We start from the raw sequence: 18772 nt of genomic DNA, 5'->3' as shown, positions 1-18772 counted from the left end.
CCCGATGCGTGTGAAGGTCAGCGAGGTCATGACTCACCAGGTGGCGTCCGTCGACGGCGCCACGCCGTTCAAGGACGTCGCCGAGACGCTCATCAACCACGGGGTGAGCGCGGTGCCGGTCATCGACGCCGACGACCACGTCATCGGCGTGGTCTCCGAGACGGATCTGCTGTACAAGGAGGAGTTCAAGGAGCAGTACTACCGGGAGGGCTACCAGCCGCCGCTGCGGGCCCGGCTGCGCCACCGCCTCGGCCAGGACAAGGGCAAGAACCTGGACAAGGCGCACGGGGAGACCGCCGCCGAGCTGATGACCGCCCCCGCCGTCACCATCCGCCCGCAATCCGCTGTGGTGTACGCGATGCGGCTGATGGACGAGCACGGCGTCAAGCGCCTGCCGGTCGTCGACGAAAACGGCAGGCTGCAGGGCATCGTCAGCCGCCATGATCTGATCAAGGTGTTCGTCCGGCCGGACGCCGACATCGCCCAGGAGATCCGCAAGGACATCCTGGACCACTCCGCGTGGACCGACACCTCCCAGGTGAAGGTCGCCGTACACCAGGGCGTGGTGACGCTGGGCGGTCGCATGCAGCAGCGCAGCGAAGCCCGGGTCGCCGCCCGCCTGGCGCTGCGGGTCAACGGCGTGATCGACGTCATCGATGAGATCAAGTGGGACGAGGACGACACCCGCGCCTGAACCGGAGCCCGTCCGGAGCCCGGAATCCCCGGGTGGACCGGAGGACCCGTGAGCGCAGATCCAACGGCCGTACCCGCCTGCCGAAACGGTCCGGCACTGGGAGAACGGAAGACGCGTCCACATGTGACGAAGGAGTCGGACCCGGCACAGCCGTTCCGTGTGCCGGTGCGCAGACCCCGAGCGAATCGGAAAGAGGAGCGGAGATGCCCCGCCAGATCGCCCTGACCTACCAGCCCCCGTCCACAGCAGCCCTCGAGGCCCGCATCCGCGACCTGGAGACGCGGGTCGCTCACCTCACCGCGCTGGTCGAAGCGCTGACGCATGCCCCCGCGTCCCAGCCTTGAGTGGAAAAGTCCCCGCCTTGAGCGGGAAACCCGAACGCCCCGGGCGGCGGGAACGTGCCAGAATCCCGGTACGCGTCCGCATCCCGGCCCGGCCGCCGGGCGCTCGGACCTCAGGGCCGCTCGTCGAGTATCTCGGTGAGCGGCCGCCGTACGGTCGCCGCCGCCTCCGGGGCGACGCCCAGCCGCATGATCATCTGTGGGTGTTCCCCCGAGCACAGCCGCAGACGGATGAACTCGCGCAGCTGCGGCAGCTCCAGCGCCTGGGTGTGGAAGGCCGCGCGCACGCCGTAGGCCGAGGCGAACAGCAGTGCCCGCTGCAGGCCCTGCCCGGCGGCCAGCCAGTGCTCGCGCTCGTCCCCGGCGGTGGTCAGCAGCGCCACCACACCGGGTGAGCCGGTCTCGGACGACTGCTCCGGCGGCTCATACCCCCAGGGCCGGCCGTGAGCGTAGTCACGCCGGGCGAAGAAGCCGGGAGAGCCGTCGCCGGGCTCGGCCTCGCGCGGATAGGCCTCAGCGGGCACGCCGTCGCGCCGAGTGCTGTCCGGTGAGCGCGACCAGCGCAGCACCTCCAGGGAGAATCCCTGGTCTTGGGCGTGGACCTCCTGGGCGGCCCGGGTCAGGGCCGCCAGCACCCGCACTCCGGCCGCGAAGCGGACCGGCGTCAGCCGGACGCCCTCGGCGGCGGCCTCACCGCACACCGCCTCGACGAAGCGCTCGGGCAGTTCCTCGCCGGTGAAGTCGCCGCGGTGGGTGCGGCGCCGTTCGATCTGCGTGTGCAGCAGCCGGGTGTGCTCGTCGGGCCGAGCTGCGGGGCCCAGCCGTACGGTGGCCAGCAGCGCCCGCCGGTCCGGGTCGGGCAGCACCCGCACCAGCGGCTCGTAGCCCATCTCGCGCAGTGCCAGCCGCACGTTGAGCAGCGCCGCTCCACAGCTGATGAGCATCTCCCGGCCGGCCGGGTCCTCCACGGGCAGCCGGCGGTCGCTGTCGGAGCGCACACTGATCTCCTCGCCGGACACGACGAAGGACCACGGCTGGGTGTTGTGCACCGAGGGTGCCCACGCGGCCGCCTCGACCGCGGCGTGCACCGCCTTGTCGATCTCGTCACTGGTACGCATGATCCCCTCCTGGATCCGTTGGTTTCGCTACCCCGTCAGACGGTCGTGATGTCCCGGCGGTCGAACATCGGCAGGGCCGCCGCCAGGAGCACCAGCGGTGCCAGCACCATCCAGGCGTAGGAGGCGGGCAGTCCCGCGCCCAACGGCCCGCCCTCCAGCACCTGCTGGAAGGGCGAGATCGGTCGCCGGGGCTCCAGCGCCTCGACGGATTCGCCCGCGGCACAGAGCACGGATCCGGTGGTCGCCACCGTCCGGCGGTCTCGACGTAACAATCGCTTCAGCGGGGCGTCAGGCTTCCACCAGCGCTCTGTCCTCTCGGGCACAACGCCGGGCGGGTTCCTACGCGAGCTGGTGCGCGTCGGTCTCCCGTGCCGTGGCCAGCACCACGCCCCAGGAACGGGCCCGTTCCGCCTCCCCCTCCAGCAGGGGGCCGGGGGTGCCGGAGACGTAGAAGCTCTGCGAGCCGGTGAGAATGCGGAAGCCCTTCCGGCGCAGGAGCTTCTCGGCGCCGCGCCGGGCCGCGCCGGGGATCAGGGGGATCTTGACCCGGGTGTCGAACGCCACGGCGGCCGCTTGGGCGGCGCCGCCGGGCAGGGCGGTGAGCCACTCGCGCATCCCCTGCCCTTTCGAGACCAGGCCGGAAGTCGCCTGCTGGGCGGCCGACTGCCGGGTGTTGGGCCGGCTCATGCCGAAGGCGTGCGTGGGGCCGCCCACGACGAGCAGGTCGACGTCGCCGGGGACGGCCGCCGAGGCGCCGCCGATCTCGACCACGTCCACCGCCATGCGGGTGGCCAGGCCGTCGGCGATGGCCCGGGCGATCGTCTGGGTGTTGCCGAACATCGATTCGTAGACCACGAGCGCGCGCATGGATCTCATCTCCTTGTCCGCCGGTGTTCTCCAGGCGGCCGGTCCGGCCTCCTGCGGTCACTTTCAGCGTCCCGCCCGCCGATCCCCGGATGAAGAGGCCGATGGTCTCCAGGCAGGGGACCAAAGACCTGACATGCGGGCCGGCAGTGACATCAGCGGGCCCGTTCCTTGTGAAGGCGGGGTCAGCGCGTCAGTTCCTCGTGCGAGCGGGATCGGCGGACCCGCTTCTCGCGAGGGCGGATCAGGCGGAGCAGATCGCACAGGAACGGGGTGGCCAGGCCCGCGGCCAGCGCCATCGCCCAGCCGAGCGGCGGCAGCGGCACCAGCACCAGCAGTGCGCCGAGCGGGGGCACCAGTGTCACCAACGTCTGCAGCGCCAGGGTGGCGGTCACCGCGATCAGCACGGCGCGCCCGTGCCACCAGCCGCGCTCGAAGGTCCAGCGGCGGGCACGGGTGACGTAGGCCAGGGTGAGCCGGGCGAAGACCAGGGCCAGCACGGCCTGGGTGCGCACCTGCTCGTCGCTCCAGCCCAGGTGGCGCGCGACCTCGACGGCGGCGAAGACCAGTGCGCCGATCAGCAGTGCCCGCAGTGCCATCTCGGTGACGGCGGGCCGGGACAGCAGGCCGTTGCGGCGGGGGCGCAGGGTGAGCGGGTCGCCGGCGGGCCGGTCGATGCCCAGGACGATGGCGGGGATGCCGTCCAGGACCAGGTTGATCCAGAGCAGGTGGACCGGGAGCAGCGGGACGACGAGGTCGGGCCAGAGGAGCAGGCCGACCAGGACGAGGAAGATCTCGGCGAGGTTCCCGGTGAGCAGGTACCCGATCATCGAGGCGACGTTGTGGTGCAGCCGGCGGCCGTGGCGGATGCCGGTGACGATGGTGCCCAGCTCGCCGTTGGTGACGACCACGGCGGCGGCCTCGCGGGCCACATCGGTGCCCTCGTCTCCGGCCATGGCCACGCCGACGTCGGCGTGGCGCAGTGCGGGAGCGTCGTTGACGCCGTCGCCGGTCATGGTGACGACCTCGCCGCTGGCGCGCAGCGCGCGCACCAGGTCGAGTTTGGCGGCCGGATCGACCCGGGCCACCACCCCGGCCCGGCGCAGCAGCGCGGCGCGGCCGCTGCCATCCCTGTCAGCACCGTCCGGACCGGCACCGTCCCGGTCGGCGCTATCGAGGGTGGCGCCGGTGATGACGGGGTCGGCCTCGATGCCGACGTCGGCGGCGACGGCGCGAGCGGTGTCGGCGTGGTCGCCGGTGACCATCACCACGCGGATGCCCGCGGCGCGGCAGTCGGCGACCGCGGTCCGGGCCGAGGAACGGATCTCGTCACTGAGGGCGACCAGCCCGGCCGGGGTCAGTCCGGTGGCGTCGAGCTCCGGGAGATCGTCCACGTCGAGAATCATGGAGTTTGCGGAGACGGCCGGGACGTCCGGACCAGCCGCGTCTCGATCTGCGGAGCCCGCGAAGCCGGTGGAGCCCGCAGAGGTGACGGGACTTTGTGAGGTGGCCAGGGCGAGTACCCGCAGGCCGCGGCTGGCCAGCTCGGGGACGGCGGCGGTCAGCCGGTCGACCTCGGGGCCGGGGACACAACGCGCGAGGACGACTTCGGGCGCGCCCTTGACCGTCAGCAGCGGCCCGCCGGCGGTGGCGGTGAGTACGGTCATGGACCGGGTCTCGGCGTCGAAGGGGCGCTCGGCCAAGCGGCTCTCGCCGGGCGGCAACCGTACGTCGTGAGCGGTGGCGGCGGCTTGCAGGGCCACATCGACGGCGTCGCCGAGCCCGTCACGGGCGTCGTTGCAGCGCAACGCGGCGCGCCACAGCCCGGCATCCGCCCGCTCCGCACCAGGAACGGCCACCCGATCGGTGTCCGGCGTATCCGCGTTGCCGATGCCGGAGGCGATCACCTGGTCGGTGACGGTCAGGCGCCCGGTGGTCAGGGTGCCGGTCTTGTCGGTGGCGATGACGGTGGTCGCCCCCAGCGCCTCGATCGCCGAGAGCTTGCGGACGATCACGCCGAGCCTGGCCATGCGCTGTGAGCCCAGGGCCATGGCGGTGGTCACCGCCGCGGCCATGCTCTCGGGGACCGCGGCGATGGCCAGGGCCACCCCGGCCAGGATGATGTCCAGCAACGCGGCCTGGCCCTGACTGACCCGGGTCAGGCCGATCAACACCATCGCGGTGCCCGCGGCCACGGCCAGCACGCCGATGCGCCGGGAGGCCTGGGCCAGGTCCCGCTCCAGCGGGCTCTTGACGCCGCCCTCCAGCGCGCCGGCGATGCGGCCCATCTCGGTGTCCGCGCCGGTCCGCGTCACCAGCGCGGTCCCCGTGCCGCGCACGATGAGGGTGCCGGAGAACAGCTCTCCCTTGCGGTCCCCCAGAGGGGTGCCGTCTTCCGCGGGTGCGGTGGGATGTTTGTCGGCCGACAGGGACTCTCCGGTGAGCATCGCCTCGTCGGCGGCCAGGGAACCGGCCGACAGGATGCGGGCGTCGGCGGGCACCCGGTCCCCGGCGGCGACCTCGATGACGTCCCCGGGCACGACCTCGGCGGCGGGGATGCGCCGTACGGTGCCGTCCCGCCGGACCTTGGCCATCGGCGCGGTGAGCGTGCGCAGCGCGCGCACGGCCTGATCGGCCTTGGTTTCCTGGCTGACCCCGATGACGACGTTGACCAGGAGGATGGCGAGGATGGCCGCGCCCTCGGGGACCTCGCGCAGCACCACGAGGGTGATCAGCCCGGCGATCAGCAGCAGGACCGACAGCGGGTCGGCGAGCTGGCGGAGCGCACGGGCGGCAAGGGAGGGCGGGTGCGGTTGCGGGAGCGTGTTGGGCCCGTGCGCGGCCAGCAGTCGCGCGGCGGCCTCCTGCGACAACCCGTCGGCGGTGCGCAGGTCGATGTCTTCCATGAAGCCAGTAGATCATCGGCGTTGATGGCGGGTCCCGAACCGAAGGACACCTACCGGAAGGACTTTCGTCCTCCGGCCCACGACGGGGAAAGCGTGATCCGCCAACAACCCGATCGCGACCACCCCTCATCCGCCCGACCGTGACCGACGACCGCATCGCCCAGGTCCTTCGGCCCTGCCCCACCCGGCCGCCGGGCCGAAGACTCGAAGACGACAGCGAAGAGAGGGAGAACCATGAACATGCGCGCCGCCGTCGTCACCGCGTTCGACAAGCCCCTGGAGATCCGGGATATCCCCATCCCCGAGCCCGAGGCCCACCAGGTCCTCGTCCGCATCGAGGCCAGCGGCCTGTGCCACACCGACATCCACGCCGCCCACGGCGACTGGCCCGTCAAGCCCGCCCTGCCCTTCACCCCCGGGCACGAGGGCGTCGGCGTCATCGAGAAGGTCGGTTCGGCGGTCACCGTCCGCACCGTCGGCGAGCGCGTGGCCATCCCATGGCTCGGATACGCCTGCGGCACCTGCGAATACTGCGTCAGCGGTCGGGAGACCCTGTGTGCGTCCCAGCTCAACACCGGCTACGCCGTCAACGGTGGTCACGCCGAGTACGCCGTCGCCCACGCCGACTATGTGGTCCCGGTGCCCGACGGCGTCTCCCCCGCCGAGGCCGCCCCGCTGACCTGCGCGGGCGTGACCACCTACAAAGCCGTCAAGGTCTCCGGGCTGCGCCCGACCGAGCGCGCCGCCGTCTTCGGCATCGGCGGCCTGGGCCATCTCGCCCAGCAGTACGCGCAGATCTTCGGTGCCGAGACCATCGCCGTCGACATCACCGACGACAAGCTCCGCCTGGCCGAGCAGCTGGGCGCCGCCCATACCGTCAACGCCGCCACCGGCGACCCGGTCGCCGAGATCAAGGCGCTCGGCGGGGCCGACGTGGCGATCGTGCTGGCCGCCAGCCCGCGCGTGCTGGAGCAGGCGCACGCCTGCCTGCGGCGCGGCGGCCGCCTGGTGCTGGTCTCCCTGCCCAAGGACAACGCGATGAGCCTGCCGGTCTTCGAGACCGTGCTGGGCGGCATCAGCGTGATCGGTTCCATCGTCGGCACCCGCGCCGACCTGGCCGAGGTCTTCCGTCTGCACGCCGCCGGACGGACCGAGGTGATCTACGAGACCCGTAAGCTCGACGAGATCAATTCCTCCTTCGCCGAGGTACTCGACAGCACCGTCCCAGCCCGGTTGGTCTTCGAGATGTGATCGCCCCACCGAGTACGGCCGTCAGCCGCGGCACCGGCCGTACTCTTCGCCATGATCCCGGGGAGTCCCCGAAGCCGATACCGGCCCTCTGCACTCTCCGGGATTGCGCCGCTTCCCCGACTCCGCGAATGAAATCCGCGCTCGCCGCCCCGGAGAACCCGCGGCCCTACGGCCGATTCTCCGGGTTTTCACCCTGGGAAGGCCGCCGTCGCAGGCATAGCGTCAAAGACGACCGCTGAGGAGACCACGATGGATGGAGCACTGAAGTCCTCTGCCCGAATCGGCCTGCTGACCGTCGGCATCGCCGCAGTAACTTACTCTCTGCTCCTGCGCAGATGGTGCCTGACCTGGGGAGCCACCGCCGAGGAGGCGGAGCGCGCGCTGCTCGGGGACGGGCTACTGCCGGACGCCGGCCTGGTCGCCACCCGCGCCGTCACCATCGACGCGCCACCCGCCGCGGTCTGGCCCTGGCTGGTGCAGATGGGCAGCGGCCGCGGCGGCGCCTACACCTATGACTGGATCGAAAACCTCTTCAGCCTGGACATGCACAGCGCCGATGTGATCCTGCCGCAGTTCCAGAATCTCAAGATCGGCGACATTCTCCCGCTGGGGACAACCGGCCCTCGAATGCGCGTGGAGGTCATGGAGCCGGAACAGGCGCTGGTTTTCCGATCCGAGGACGGCAACTGGGTGTGGGCCTTCAGCCTCCGCCCTGAGGGAGAGGAGACCAGGTTCATCAGCCGCAACCGCATCTCCACACCGGACGCCGGCCCGCTCGGGCGGCTGGTCAACCTTCTGATCATGGAGCCGGGCAGTCTGATCATGGAGCGCAAAATGCTTCTAGGCATAAAAGAGCGGGCTGAACGCCTGGCTCACGCCGGATGGCTCTGAAGGCCTGCCGTCATGACGGCGCATTTTGTGCTCCTGCAATCGACAGCACACCCGTACAGCCTTCACCGCCCACTGGATAAGAATCCGCTCACTACACGGAAAAGGCCCGCTTAGTACTGCAACGGCATTTATGTGATGGCGTGGCCACGTCTTCGGCAGTGGGAGCGTCGGGCCTGGGCTTGTCGTCGGCGACGCCTGCGCGACCAGCCCGGGACGTGAACTGCCGGACGGCGGTGACGGCCAGGTAGGCGCAGGCCAGCATCGACAAGGTGATGTGCCGGTACCCGCCGGTGGAGGTGCGCACCTGGTATCGGCGCGTTCCTTCGGCATCCCAGGTTGCATTCCGCACCAGGCGCTGCATCCCGTCGGGGCTGATCTGCCCGGCGAACTCCGCCAGGATCCAGCCGTTCTTGCGCTCCGGGCCCGCCAGCAGGCCCCGCACGAGCGATGGCCGACTGGGCCAACTGGGCCAGCTGCGCCTCCGGCAAATGGGGATTGGCGGCCACGGCCACCCGCACCCACCGATCCGCATCGGCAACCAGCAGCACAAAGGCCAGGGCGGGCAGGCCGATGACGTCGCCGGCGTAGTGCGCCTGCACGGCCGGCTCCGCCGTACGGCCCGGTCGTTCTCATCATGCAAAACTCTGAATCCCATGCGTTGACCCGATGAATCGATCTGCGATTGGTTAGCATCAAGCCCGCGACGGCGGCGTCCGACGAATGCCGCCCTACATTTCCACGTTCGGCGAAGAATTCGCCATTCGCTTATTCATGTATGGCGTCCGTCGTACAGAAAAGGAATGATAATGTTGAGGAACCGCATCATGAAGCCCCTTTCCGCCGTTGCGGCCGCGGGTGCTCTGACAGCCCTCCTGCCGATGTCCGCCGCCTCCGCCACCCTCGCCCCCTCCACCACCACGCCGATCTGCGCCAGCGAGTGGGATCCCGCCAAGGGGTACGCCTGACACCATCAAGAAGCGGGAGGCCGCGGCATTCCTGGCCAGCATCAACCACGAGACCGGCGGGCTGGTCCACATCGTCGGGGTGAACACCGCCAACTACTCCCACTACTGCGACACCAGTGAGCTCTACCCCTTCGGTTGCCCCGCGGGCCGGTCGTCCTACTACGGCCGCGGCCCGATCCAGCCGAGCTGGAACTACAACTACAAGTCGGCCGGCGACGCGCTGGAGATCGACCTGCTCAACAACCCGAACCTGGTGCAGAACGAACCCTCGGTGGCGTGGATGACCGCCATCTGGTATCGGATGACCCAGCACGGCCCCGGCACGATGACCCCGCACGAGGCGATCATCGGCGATCACGGCTTCGGCGAGACGATCCGCAGCATCAACGGGTTCATCGAGTGCGACGGCGGCAACCCCCGGCAGGTCCAGAGCCGGGTCAACGCCTACCTGAAGTTCACTCAGATTCTCGGGGTCGACCCGGGCGACAAGCTGCCCTGCTGATCACGGGCGGCCCTCCGGTGAGCCCTACCGCCGGATCGTGTCCGCACCGGCCGACGCCGTGCGGGACGCGGTCCAGCGGCCGTACGCACGGAGCCGCCGACGGCGGTGCCGCGTCGGCGAAGTAGGCGTAGGCGTCAACGTCCACGGTGACGGGCTGCTCACCGGTGTTGCGCAGGATCACGACTCCGTCGTAGCCGACGCGCGGGGTCATGAAGGTCGTGACAGGTGTGTCGGCCTCGTAGGACAGCGCCGCGGCGCGTGCTTCGATGAGACCTGAGCTGTTGACAGTAGCCGGTGGTGTTCACCGAGACGGTGATTGGCTTCTCGCCGTCGTTGTGGAGGTTGATCTTGCCGTTGGCGCCGAGCTCGGCGATCGTGAAATTCCGGTACTGCCGGTTGGGAGTGCAGGAGAGCGTCGCATCGGCGGGAAGCGGCTCACCTGATGCGGAGACGTGGACGGGGCCGCTGCCCTTGCCGGCTCATCACTCCTCGATTCGATCGCCGGCTGGGAAATGCCGGCGCCGGTCAGTGAAAGACAACGGCATGACCGGAAGAGATGCTGACCGTGCATGCCCGATACAGCCGGTGCCAGGCGAAGAGCTCCGGTTCGAACGGGTCATCGGGCGGTGTGGCGGCCAGGCGGGCCAGTTCCCGCTGCGGCACGGCTCCGGTGCCGTCTGCCTTGATGCCGAGCGCCGGGGCGATGAAGGCCAGCTCTGCCCGGAGGCGCTGGCTGGAGCCGACGATTCCGCCTCCGGCGACGTTTGCCTGTTCGGGCAGGAACAGCGGGTCGCCGAAGTCGACCGGCACGTAGTAGCCCTCGCTGTCGGCGTGGCACAGCAGGTGCGAGGAGAACAGGGTGGTCTCGTCGTTCACCCGTCCCATGTCCAGGTCGTACTGGTCCGGATCGGTGGCGTGGGCGGAGGTGACGGTCCGGCCGTACTTGTGCAAGACGAATACCCGGCGCAGGTGATGCAGGTAGCCGTAGGGCATGCCCGCGGAAACCGGACGGGTATCGGGGGCATCCGGCTCGCGCCAGGCGATGCCCTCCTGCGCCAGTGCCGCGCTGAGGCGCTCGAAGGCGCGGCGGTGGTACACCGCCCCGTCCGGATCGTTGCGTTCCAGGTCGGCCAGGAAAGCAACCGATATCGACACTCCCATGACGAGCATGATAGGGACAAGCCGCGCCAGGCTCTGCGCGGTCGGCCCGTCTTGAGGGGCCGGTCGGCCGACGTGGCGGCTCGCTTTCCCTCTCGGGATCGTCAGGAGGTGAGGGGCTGGTGGGTCTTGAGCGGGGGCACGCGGTGGCGGGTGGCCGCAGTGATCAGCTCACGCAGTTCCGGGCGGGCCAGGTCGTTGACGTGGTGCAGTTTGACGTGGCGGAACAGCTTGCAATCGTCCTTGGGCGCGGTGAACAGCCCGGCCGGGTCGGGCAGTTCGGCGCCGTAGTTGAAGCCGAGGTTGACATGGCGGGCATACAGGTCCAGATAGGCGAAGTGCTCGGAGCGCTTGCGCGGGCCGGTGCCGAAGCCGACGGTGCCCTGGCGCTCCCAGACCACCTCCACCACGCCGGGCAGTACCTGGTGGATCAGCGCGCGGGCGGTGTGGGCCAGTTGCTGCACGTGCGGGTCGAAGCGGGTTAGCAGGTGCTCGAAGGCGGGGTTGGCGGGAGCGGTCATCGCGGTTCCTTTCCCTCGAAGGGGGCTTGGCGGAGAATCCTCTGCTGCGACGCGGGGGTGACCCTTCCATCAGAACGGTGATCTCGAGGGGCGGCGAGGAGGCATCACCCCTCAGGTGCCGACGGCGGCGAAGGTGTTGCCGTCGGGATCGGCGAAGACCAGCTGCATGCCCCAGGGCATGCGCTGTGGTCCGGAGACGATGGGCACGCCGTGCTTTTGAAGGTGCTCGGCGGTGGCCTCGGCGTCGGTGAGGGCGAAGACGATCCCGGTGAAAACGCCCACCTTCTCCGGCGCCCACGATTCGAAGCCCGGTCCGGTCAGCACCAGCACGCTCTGCCCGCCGGGCGGGGCCACCTCCACCCAGCGCATCGGCCCCATGGCGCTGTTGGTGCGGACGGCAAAACCGAGCACCCCGACGAAGAACTCCAGTGCGGCGGTCGCGTCGGTGACATACACCGGCACGCTGGTGATCGCTCCGATCATCGTTGTCCTCCCCACACGCCCGCTATTAATTCGATAGTGCACGCTACGATATTGATATGGCAAGAACGTACGGGCACTACTGCGGCCTGGCGTATGCGATGGACCTCATCGCCGAGCGCTGGGCCCCGCTGGTGCTGCGGGAGCTGCTGTTCGGTCCGGCGCGCTACACCGACCTGCAGGCCGCGCTGCCGGGCATCGGCCCCAACGTGCTGTCGGCCCGGCTCAAACAGCTGGAACGGACCGAAGTGATCGCGCGCCGGGTCCTTCCCCCGCCGGCCGCCTCGACGGTCTATGAGCTGACCGAGGCCGGCCGCGCCCTGCAACCGGTGCTGCTGCACCTGACCGCCTGGGGCGTGCGCCGCATGCGCCCTTCTCCCGAGGTGTCGATCTTCCGGGCCCGATGGGCAGCCCTGGCCCTGTGGGCGATCGCGGCCGAGGCCACCCCGGGCCCGGACGCCGACGGCGATCTCTACCAGGTCCAGGTGGAAAACACGACCTTCCATCTGGCCGTCACCGCTGGATGCGTCCGCGGCACGCCCGGCCCGGCCCTCCGCCCGGCCGATCTGCGCGTGCATACCGACGCGATGACCGCCTACGAACTGGCCACCGGCGGCTTGAGCCCGGCCCAGGCCACCGCCCGGGGCCTGCTGCACCTGCACGGCCCCGAGACCACCATCACCCACTGGAGCACCCTGTATCCCGGGCGATGACCGCCAGCGGGCATGACCGCCTGCGCTGGGGAACGCGACCGCCCCGCCCTGTCCGGGAACGCGCGCCGGGCACCGGCGCCACCGAGAGCCGGGGAAAGGCGGGATCGTCAGCGCGCGCCGTTAGGCTTCCCGCCCGGAAGAAGGGGAAGGAAGGAAGGAAGACGCCGATGACCCCGCAGGAGCGTTTCGAGGCCCTCGTCGGTGAACTGCTCGGCATCGAGGGGGTAACCCCGCCGGAGACGGGACGCGGCTTCGGCTCGGCCGCGCTGCGGACCGGCGGTAAGATCTTCGCCGTGCTGGCCGACGGACGTCTGGTGGTCAAGCTTCCGCACCAGCGGGTCGACGACCTGGTCGAGGCCGGTTGCGGGGTGCGCTTCGATGCGGGCAAGGGCCGGCCGATGAAGGAGTGGTTCAGCCTGGATCCCGACGGTGAGCTGTCCTGGACGGCGCTGGCCCGGGAAGCACTGGCCTTCGTCGACACCCGGTGAGTATCGATGACGATGTCCGCCTGTACCACCTGCGGCCTGGTGTTCAGCGGCGGCCTGGACCGGCGTGCCGAGGCGTCGGCACAGAACGGGCCGGACCGCTCCCCCGCCCTGTGCGGGGGCATGCGATCGCGAATCGTTTGGCGCGCTGTTCACATCGTGCCCTTCCCCGGCCAGCACCGGGAAGTTCTCGATCGGCCCGATCCAGATGCCCGAGGAGACGAACGCCTGCCCGTCGGCGGCGGGCACGCCCAGATGTCCCAGCGGCCAGCCGGTCGCCTCGCACACCGCCGACAGCGTCGCGCGTGCGGCTTCTTCCAGGTCATCGGTGGCGCTGGCCGCTGCGGTGATGTCGTCGATCAGTGAGATCAGCGCCATCTCCCGCTGCGTGCTCATCGGCGTTGCGCCCCCCTCGGTTGACCGATGCCGCAGCCGACCGGCCGTCCAGCTCCAGTCCATCGCTTCGCACCCAATCAATTACATAGAGTGATTACTGAAGGTGTGGCACGTCTCGCCGCGGTGGAGTGAGCGATGACCTGCGCAGGCTGGCAGAGACCGGCCCGCCGGCCCGCGGTGCCGCAGGGGAGATCACCGCGATGCGGCTGGTTGCACCCGCTCAGGCCCCGGGACAGCAGCCAGGATCACCATCCGGAAGGCAGCCGGTCTGATCCGGGCCCGGCAGGCTGGGAACGTCGTGCGGGCCCGCCTGCCGCTCACCCGCAGGGGGCTGGTCGCCCAGCACTGCCGGGTGCGTAACGTGGCTGGTAGGCGAGGGAATGAACCTGGACATTCAGGGGGCCGGGTTCCCAGGGGGGATGACGACCATGCCGACCACCGACCGCATCCAGGACGCGCGAAGGCTGCGGTTGCTGCACGCCACCGGTCTGCTGGAGGAGAGCGAGGTGCCGCTACTGGACCGGGTCACCCGGCTGGCGGCGCGGTGGCTGTGCGCACCGGTGGCGATGGTCTCGCTGATCGAGGCCGATCGTCAGATCGTGGTCAGCGCGGCCGGGCCCGCCGACCCCTGGCAGCTCCAGCACAGTCCTTTGTCGCAGTCGCTGTGCCAGAACATCGTGGTCGACGAAGCACCGCTGACCGTGTCCGACGCGCGCACCGATGCGCGCTGGCGTGCGGTCGAGACCGTCTCCCGCGGGCAACTGACGGCGTATGCCGGGATGCCGCTGCGGACCGGTTGCGGTCAGGTGCTGGGCGCGTTGTGCGTGATCGATGAGCGGCCCCGGCAGTGGAACGACGAGCAGCTGGAGACGCTGGCAGATCTGGCTGCGATGGTAGAGGCGGAGATCGCGGTGCGGCTGGCCCGCACCCAGGCAGTGCTGGACCGGGTGCCGGAGGCGGCGGTCTCCTTCGATGCCTCCGGCGCGGTGGTGGCGTGGAACGTCGCAGCCGAGCACCTGCTCGGCTGGTCGGCAGCCGAGGCCGCCGGCTGCCAGGCCGGTGCGCTGATCAGTCCACGGCAACTGCGGACCGGCTGGGAGCAGACGGTGCGCCGGGTGTGGCAGGAGAGCCGGTCGTCTGGGGCGTCCGCAGTCGGGCAGCGGCTGGAGGTGACTGCGGTCGACCGGTCCGGGCGGCAGTTCCCGGCCGAGATGATCGTGCAGGTGGGCACCGAACAGGATGGGCAGGATGGGAGGGTGTGTCACGCGGTGCTGCACGACATCACCGCCCAGCGCCGCATGCAGGTGCTGCGTGAAGCGCAGCACGCCGTGGTGCGGGTGCTGGCCGAGGCCGGCTCCAGTCAGGAGGCCGCCGCCGGCGTGCTAGCCGCGGTCACCCAAGCGTTGGGCTGGACCTGCGGAGAGTACTGGCAGGTCGATTCCGACCGCGGCGCCGTCACCCGCATCGCCTCCTGGCATCGGCCGGAGCGCGATGTGTCGGCCTTCACCGGCGACGAGCCGCTCACCTTCGCCCTGGGCCAGGGACTGGCCGGGCTGGTGTGGGACAGCGGCTGTGCGATGTGGGTGGCCGACCTGCCCGCCGACGGTCGCGACTTCGCCCGCAAACCCGAAGCGCTGCAGGCCGGCCTGCATGCGGCCGTCGGCCTGCCGGTCCACCGCGGTGACCGGGTGCAGGGCGTGCTGGCCTTCTTCACCGACACCGCCCTGCCGCCCGATGAGGACCTGGTCACCCTGCTGGAGGGCATCTGCGCGCACGTGGGCCGCTACATGGAGCGCCGCCGCGCCGAGGAGCTCGCGCTGGAGCTGGCCGAAAGCCGCCGCCGGTTCGAGCAGATCATCGCCCAGCTCGACGATGACGTGTGGACCATCGAGGTCGGCCCGGACGGCACGCCCCGGATGATGGAGGTCAGCCCGAATCTGACCAAGCTGCTCGGCGGCCCGGTCCCCGACGGCGTCGATCCGTCGGAGATCGTCGTGCGTCAGATCCATCCCGACGACCGCTCGGTCGTGGCGGCCTTCCAGGCCGCCACCGCCTCCGGGAAAAAGGCCGAGGCCGAATACCGGCTCATCGGCCTGGACGGCGTCACCCGCTGGATCTGGATGCGCGGCATACCTCGCCGCGACGGTGGACGGCTGCTGGTCGACGGCATCTCCACCGACATCACCGAGCGGCGGCAGCTGGCCGAACAACGCGAGCGCCTGCTGGCCGCCGAGCAGCAGCAGGTGCGGCGGCTACGCCAACTGGATGCGATGAAGGACGAACTGATGGCGCTGGTCACCCACGAGCTGCGCAACCCCATCGGCGCCATCCGCGGCTACGCCGAACTGCTGCTGGACGATCCCGCTCTGAGCGACCAGCAGCGTTCCTTCACCGACGTCATCGACCGAAAAAGCACCCACCTGCAGCGGCTGGTCGACGATCTGCTGGATCTGGCCCGACTGGAGGCCGGGGGCCTGGGCATCGATCCGCGCCCGGTCGCGCTGACCAGCTTGCTGCGCGAGGCCGCCGACGACCATCGGCCCGCGGCCGCGGCCAAGAAGCTGACCATCAGCGTCGACCTGGCCCCGGCCCTGCGGGTGCACGCCGATCCGGTGCGGATCCGCCAGCTGGCCGACAACCTGCTGTCGAATGCGATCAAGTACACGCCGGCCGGCGGCACGGTCGCCGTCACCGCCGTACCCGCCGCAGCCGGCGGCCCGTGCACGGGCGAGGCGATCATGCTTACGGTCGCCGACACCGGCATCGGCATCCCGCCCGAGCAGTACGGGCAGCTGTTCTCCCGGTTCTTCCGCGCCTCCACCGCCAAAGACTCCGGCATCAAGGGCACCGGCCTGGGCCTGGCCATCACCAAGGCCATCGCCGAAGCGCACGGCGGCACCGTCACCGCCGCCCCCCGCGAAGGCGGCGGCACCGTCTTCACCGTGTGCCTGCCGAGCACACCACCGGCCTTGGCGACCAGCTGATCGATCCGCCCCTTGCGCGGGCGTCAGCAGGAATGCGAGCGAGAAAAGCCGGTGGCGTCGGCTCCTTCGTTTCAGGTCCCGCTCGGACCCCTTCCCCACCCGGGATCACGGGGGCCGAGCGACAGTGGAGCGGCCGGTGGCATCAGCGAGGCGTCAGGTGTCCTGCCTCGTTGAACTTGAAGCATGAGGACTCCCTGTTCTCTCTTCTGAGGGGGCCACGGAGATTCCGGCCAGCCGTCTTATGGGCGTAGCCGATGCGGCTGTTGGGGCGAGAAGGGACTCGTTGAGTACTTCCAGGGATGGCCGGTAGCCGACTGTCCGGAATCTGCTAGGCACCTCAGGCCGTGCACAGCTCTCGCGTTCTGCCGTGCGCGATCGGGTCCCGCTCGCACCCGCCGGGGCAACGGTCCTTCAGGGTGCACCCGCACGAGCGGCAGGGCTCGAACCGGGTGAGGCGGGGCGTGTGGTCTTTCCAGGATGTGAACTCGGGCACATGCCCGCAGAAGGCAATGGGTTCCCGGATTCCCGCAGCGGAAAGACCCGGAATCCGAGGGACAATCCGTGCTGTCAGGCCCCCATGCCGCCGGGTTCCTGGCCGGGGTAGTAGCCGCGCTGTTGACCAGCCAGGTCGATTGGCCACCGGGCAGTCGTGAGGCGATCATTCCCGGCTGAGTGCGCCCGTCGGCGAGTAGCTGAGCGGCCCACGCCGTCGTGGTGAGCCGCTGCGCTGCGCGCAGCGGCTCACCACAGCTCCCATGCTCTGGCACAAGCCGTCGCCGGGACGAGGGCGCAGGCTGGCGCGACCGTGACCTGAGCTTGCTCAGCAGTGGGCCAGCATCACGGCATGGCGGCCGCAGCCCACCACCAGCCGCTGCCCCGCTGCTGTGGCCAGGGCCTCCACCGCCGCGAAGAACAGCAGTTCCGGCCCGATCTGCTCACCGGTGCCCACGTCCCACATGCGTACCGTGCAATCGTCGCTGCCGGTGATGGCGACTGCACGCCCACCTATCGTACCCAAGCTCACCGCTCTGACCAGGTCGGTATGGCCGGTCAACGGCTCACCGATCGGCATGCCGGTACTCAGATCCCACATGCGCGCCGTGTAGTCGTCGCTGCCGGTGACCGCGACCGGGCGGCCACCCGCCACCGCGGCGGCCGCCGTACACACCACGGCGGTGTGGATCTGCACCGGCCGGCCGATCGGCGCTCCGGCACTCAGATCCCACGCCCGCACCGTGTGATCGCCTGCGGCCACAATCGCAATCAGGCGGCCGCGTGTCACCACCGTGGCCATCGCACTCACCCAGCCCTCGTGGACGCGCAGAGGCGCAGCGGCCGGTGCGCCGGTGGTCAGGTCCCACATGCGCACAATGGCATCCGATCCGGTGCTGACGGCGACCGGACGCCCCTCCACTACTTCCGTCGTCACCGCGTACACCTGCGTGGCATGGCCGGTCAACGGCTCGCCGATCGGCGTACCGGTGGCCAGGTCCCAGCGCCGCACCGTGGTATCGCCACCACCGGTGACGGCGATGCCGCGCCCGGCCACCACCGCTGTGGCCACCGCGTTCACCCAGCCGTCATGGCCGAGCAGCGCCGGAGCAGCCGGTGTGCCGGTTCCCAGGTCCCACACCCGCACGCCGCCGTCCCGGTCGGCGGCCAGGACGACCGGACGCCCGGCCACCACCGCTGTGGCCAGCGCGCTGAGCACGCCGCTGGAAGCGGCCGTGACACCGCCGAAGGGCGCGGACACCGCGCCGGTGGCCCAGCGCACCTTCCACCTCGCGGCCGAATCCGTCGGCAGTGCCACCTCATCCAGATCATGCGCCAGGCGCGAGGCCCCCGCCCGGGCCGCTTCCAAGGCCAGCACCTGCCGGCGCTGCTGAAGGTCGCAGTGCCGGGCATAATGCATCACCCGCGTGTATACCTGCCGGAGCAGCCGACTTGCCGGCCCCTCCTCCGCCGCCAAGAGCGCCATCACCTGATCCGGACCCCCGCTCACCACCGTCGTCACATCGAGCGCCTGTTCGGTGAAGGTCGCACCCCATCCGTCCTCATGCTGATCGCCGGCCATGGCCGATACGGTAACCGGCTGACCGAGCCCGTCCGAGACCGGCCGCCGTCCCTGATCTCACCTTCGGGCCTGCTCGTGCGGCTCGACCGTGGCCGGGAAGATTCGCTAGATCGCCGTGAGGGTGGCCGAAAGTACTGGCAACCGCCACCGTCACCGCGCCGGGCACCATCGGTCCGTACGACTACCGCGGCATCGGACTGGAAATGAGCGCCAAGGAAGTCAAGGCCACCGGCGAGATCGCGTCCAAGTGGCGTGACCGGGAAGTCCTCGGTAGGGACGTTCGACTACCCGCTGGAGGTTCGTGTCGGTGGTGCGCTCATCCACACCGCCGGTCGCGCAGATCAGCTCAATCCCGCAAGCATTCATCAACGGTGGCGTCCCGGATGCGGTGTAAAAGACAGCGGGCGTAGGTTGCCGTGTTGAACCGAC

17 protein-coding genes and 2 pseudogenes are annotated in these 18772 nt (G+C 70.2%); 9 read left to right on the top strand and 10 right to left on the bottom strand.

The features are described from left to right. Positions 1–4: 4 nt before the first annotated feature. Together IEZ08_RS35735 and IEZ08_RS35730 are read left to right on the top strand one after the other, a co-directional pair. A complete protein-coding gene (locus tag IEZ08_RS35735) occupies positions 5–694 on the top strand; it encodes a CBS domain-containing protein (RefSeq protein WP_068923137.1) in 690 nt (229 codons plus the stop codon). A 203-nt stretch (positions 695–897) separates the two neighbouring features. Then, a complete protein-coding gene (locus tag IEZ08_RS35730) occupies positions 898–1038 on the top strand; it encodes a hypothetical protein (RefSeq protein WP_189243920.1) in 141 nt (46 codons plus the stop codon). Between the two features lie 110 nt (positions 1039–1148). Here IEZ08_RS35730 and IEZ08_RS35725 read toward each other — a convergent pair whose 3' ends face one another. The 4 genes from IEZ08_RS35725 to IEZ08_RS35710 all read right to left on the bottom strand — a co-directional run bounded on the left by IEZ08_RS35725 (position 1149) and on the right by IEZ08_RS35710 (position 5923). Then, on the bottom strand, positions 1149–2153 hold the full coding sequence (locus IEZ08_RS35725) for an Acg family FMN-binding oxidoreductase (RefSeq protein WP_068923136.1): 1005 nt from the start codon (positions 2151–2153) through the stop codon (positions 1149–1151). 35 nt (positions 2154–2188) lie between these two features. Beyond that, on the bottom strand, positions 2189–2401 hold the full coding sequence (locus IEZ08_RS35720; protein ID WP_068923135.1) for a hypothetical protein: 213 nt from the start codon (positions 2399–2401) through the stop codon (positions 2189–2191). 91 nt (positions 2402–2492) lie between these two features. After that, positions 2493–3020 carry a flavodoxin family protein gene (locus IEZ08_RS35715; protein ID WP_068923134.1) on the bottom strand — a complete coding sequence of 176 codons (528 nt, stop codon included), beginning with the start codon at positions 3018–3020 and terminating at the stop codon, positions 2493–2495. 182 nt (positions 3021–3202) lie between these two features. Then, positions 3203–5923: a cation-translocating P-type ATPase gene (locus IEZ08_RS35710; protein WP_189243919.1), complete on the bottom strand. Its 2721-nt coding sequence runs from the start codon at positions 5921–5923 to the stop codon at positions 3203–3205. A gap of 234 nt (positions 5924–6157) precedes the next feature. Here IEZ08_RS35710 and IEZ08_RS35705 point away from each other — a divergent pair, with 234 nt between their 5' ends. Further along, on the top strand, positions 6158–7174 hold the full coding sequence (locus IEZ08_RS35705) for a zinc-dependent alcohol dehydrogenase (RefSeq protein ID WP_229803883.1): 1017 nt from the start codon (positions 6158–6160) through the stop codon (positions 7172–7174). Between the two features lie 249 nt (positions 7175–7423). Beyond that, complete coding sequence (locus IEZ08_RS35700; RefSeq protein WP_189243918.1) at positions 7424–8065, top strand: SRPBCC family protein; 642 nt, start codon at positions 7424–7426, stop codon at positions 8063–8065. A 313-nt stretch (positions 8066–8378) separates the two neighbouring features. Here the strand turns inward: IEZ08_RS35700 and IEZ08_RS40805 are convergent. Then, a pseudogene (locus tag IEZ08_RS40805) lies at positions 8379–8507 on the bottom strand (IS701 family transposase); the annotation flags it as partial. Positions 8508–8526: 19 nt separating this feature from the next. Continuing rightward, positions 8527–8583 (bottom strand): annotated as a pseudogene (locus IEZ08_RS40725) (hypothetical protein); the annotation flags it as partial. A 306-nt stretch (positions 8584–8889) separates the two neighbouring features. Here IEZ08_RS40725 and IEZ08_RS35685 point away from each other — a divergent pair. Both IEZ08_RS35685 and IEZ08_RS35680 read left to right on the top strand, forming a co-directional pair. Beyond that, on the top strand, positions 8890–9030 hold the full coding sequence (locus IEZ08_RS35685) for a hypothetical protein (protein ID WP_176728470.1): 141 nt from the start codon (positions 8890–8892) through the stop codon (positions 9028–9030). Then, positions 9008–9532 (top strand): chitinase, encoded by a 525-nt coding sequence (locus IEZ08_RS35680; protein WP_084780023.1) that lies wholly within the window; start codon positions 9008–9010, stop codon positions 9530–9532. The genes IEZ08_RS35685 and IEZ08_RS35680 overlap by 23 nt, the downstream gene beginning before the upstream one ends. 525 nt (positions 9533–10057) lie before the next feature. Here the strand turns inward: IEZ08_RS35680 and IEZ08_RS35675 are convergent. The 3 genes from IEZ08_RS35675 to IEZ08_RS35665 form a co-directional block, all read right to left on the bottom strand. Continuing rightward, a complete protein-coding gene (locus tag IEZ08_RS35675) occupies positions 10058–10693 on the bottom strand; it encodes a putative DNA-mimic protein (RefSeq protein ID WP_189243917.1) in 636 nt (211 codons plus the stop codon). A gap of 101 nt (positions 10694–10794) precedes the next feature. Next, the gene (locus IEZ08_RS35670; RefSeq protein ID WP_068923130.1) at positions 10795–11211 is read right to left on the bottom strand and encodes a DUF1801 domain-containing protein; all 417 of its coding nucleotides are present in this window, start codon (positions 11209–11211) and stop codon (positions 10795–10797) included. A 111-nt stretch (positions 11212–11322) separates the two neighbouring features. Beyond that, a complete protein-coding gene (locus IEZ08_RS35665) occupies positions 11323–11694 on the bottom strand; it encodes a VOC family protein (RefSeq protein WP_068923129.1) in 372 nt (123 codons plus the stop codon). A 56-nt stretch (positions 11695–11750) separates the two neighbouring features. On the opposite strand from IEZ08_RS35665, the gene IEZ08_RS35660 reads away from it, so the two are divergent. From IEZ08_RS35660 to IEZ08_RS35650, 3 genes are all read left to right on the top strand, one after another. Beyond that, a complete protein-coding gene (locus tag IEZ08_RS35660) occupies positions 11751–12404 on the top strand; it encodes a winged helix-turn-helix transcriptional regulator (RefSeq protein ID WP_068923128.1) in 654 nt (217 codons plus the stop codon). A gap of 167 nt (positions 12405–12571) precedes the next feature. Beyond that, complete coding sequence (locus tag IEZ08_RS35655) at positions 12572–12892, top strand: TfoX/Sxy family protein (protein WP_068923127.1); 321 nt, start codon at positions 12572–12574, stop codon at positions 12890–12892. Positions 12893–13713: 821 nt separating this feature from the next. Further along, entirely contained in the window at positions 13714–16269 is a 2556-nt protein-coding gene (locus tag IEZ08_RS35650; RefSeq protein ID WP_176728469.1) for an ATP-binding protein, read from the top strand. An 820-nt stretch (positions 16270–17089) separates the two neighbouring features. Here IEZ08_RS35650 and IEZ08_RS35645 read toward each other — a convergent pair. Beyond that, entirely contained in the window at positions 17090–18343 is a 1254-nt protein-coding gene (locus tag IEZ08_RS35645; RefSeq protein ID WP_068923125.1) for a WD40 repeat domain-containing protein, read from the bottom strand. Positions 18344–18772 lie beyond the last annotated feature (429 nt).

This window comes from Planobispora rosea (genome assembly GCF_014648175.1).
GTDB lineage: Bacteria > Actinomycetota > Actinomycetes > Streptosporangiales > Streptosporangiaceae > Planobispora > Planobispora rosea.
The sequence above is the reverse complement of the archived record's forward strand: the minus strand, read 5'-3'. Positions and strand labels throughout refer to the sequence as shown.

Excerpts from the sequence above, each read along its gene's own strand:
- IEZ08_RS35660 (WP_068923128.1), top strand. The coding sequence starts at position 11,751 with ATGGCAAGAACGTACGGGCACTACTGCGGCCTGGCGTATGCGATGGAC.
- IEZ08_RS35735 (WP_068923137.1), top strand. The coding sequence starts at position 5 with ATGCGTGTGAAGGTCAGCGAGGTCATGACTCACCAGGTGGCGTCCGTC.
- IEZ08_RS35645 (WP_068923125.1), bottom strand. The coding sequence starts at position 18,343 with ATGGCCGGCGATCAGCATGAGGACGGATGGGGTGCGACCTTCACCGAA.
- IEZ08_RS35725 (WP_068923136.1), bottom strand. The coding sequence starts at position 2,153 with ATGCGTACCAGTGACGAGATCGACAAGGCGGTGCACGCCGCGGTCGAG.
- IEZ08_RS35665 (WP_068923129.1), bottom strand. The coding sequence starts at position 11,694 with ATGATCGGAGCGATCACCAGCGTGCCGGTGTATGTCACCGACGCGACC.
- IEZ08_RS35715 (WP_068923134.1), bottom strand. The coding sequence starts at position 3,020 with ATGCGCGCGCTCGTGGTCTACGAATCGATGTTCGGCAACACCCAGACG.
- IEZ08_RS35675 (WP_189243917.1), bottom strand. The coding sequence starts at position 10,693 with ATGGGAGTGTCGATATCGGTTGCTTTCCTGGCCGACCTGGAACGCAAC.
- IEZ08_RS35700 (WP_189243918.1), top strand. The coding sequence starts at position 7,424 with ATGGATGGAGCACTGAAGTCCTCTGCCCGAATCGGCCTGCTGACCGTC.
- IEZ08_RS35650 (WP_176728469.1), top strand. The coding sequence starts at position 13,714 with ATGCCGACCACCGACCGCATCCAGGACGCGCGAAGGCTGCGGTTGCTG.
- IEZ08_RS35670 (WP_068923130.1), bottom strand. The coding sequence starts at position 11,211 with ATGACCGCTCCCGCCAACCCCGCCTTCGAGCACCTGCTAACCCGCTTC.
- IEZ08_RS35655 (WP_068923127.1), top strand. The coding sequence starts at position 12,572 with ATGACCCCGCAGGAGCGTTTCGAGGCCCTCGTCGGTGAACTGCTCGGC.
- IEZ08_RS35710 (WP_189243919.1), bottom strand. The coding sequence starts at position 5,923 with ATGGAAGACATCGACCTGCGCACCGCCGACGGGTTGTCGCAGGAGGCC.
- IEZ08_RS35730 (WP_189243920.1), top strand. The coding sequence starts at position 898 with ATGCCCCGCCAGATCGCCCTGACCTACCAGCCCCCGTCCACAGCAGCC.
- IEZ08_RS35685 (WP_176728470.1), top strand. The coding sequence starts at position 8,890 with ATGAAGCCCCTTTCCGCCGTTGCGGCCGCGGGTGCTCTGACAGCCCTC.
- IEZ08_RS35705 (WP_229803883.1), top strand. The coding sequence starts at position 6,158 with ATGAACATGCGCGCCGCCGTCGTCACCGCGTTCGACAAGCCCCTGGAG.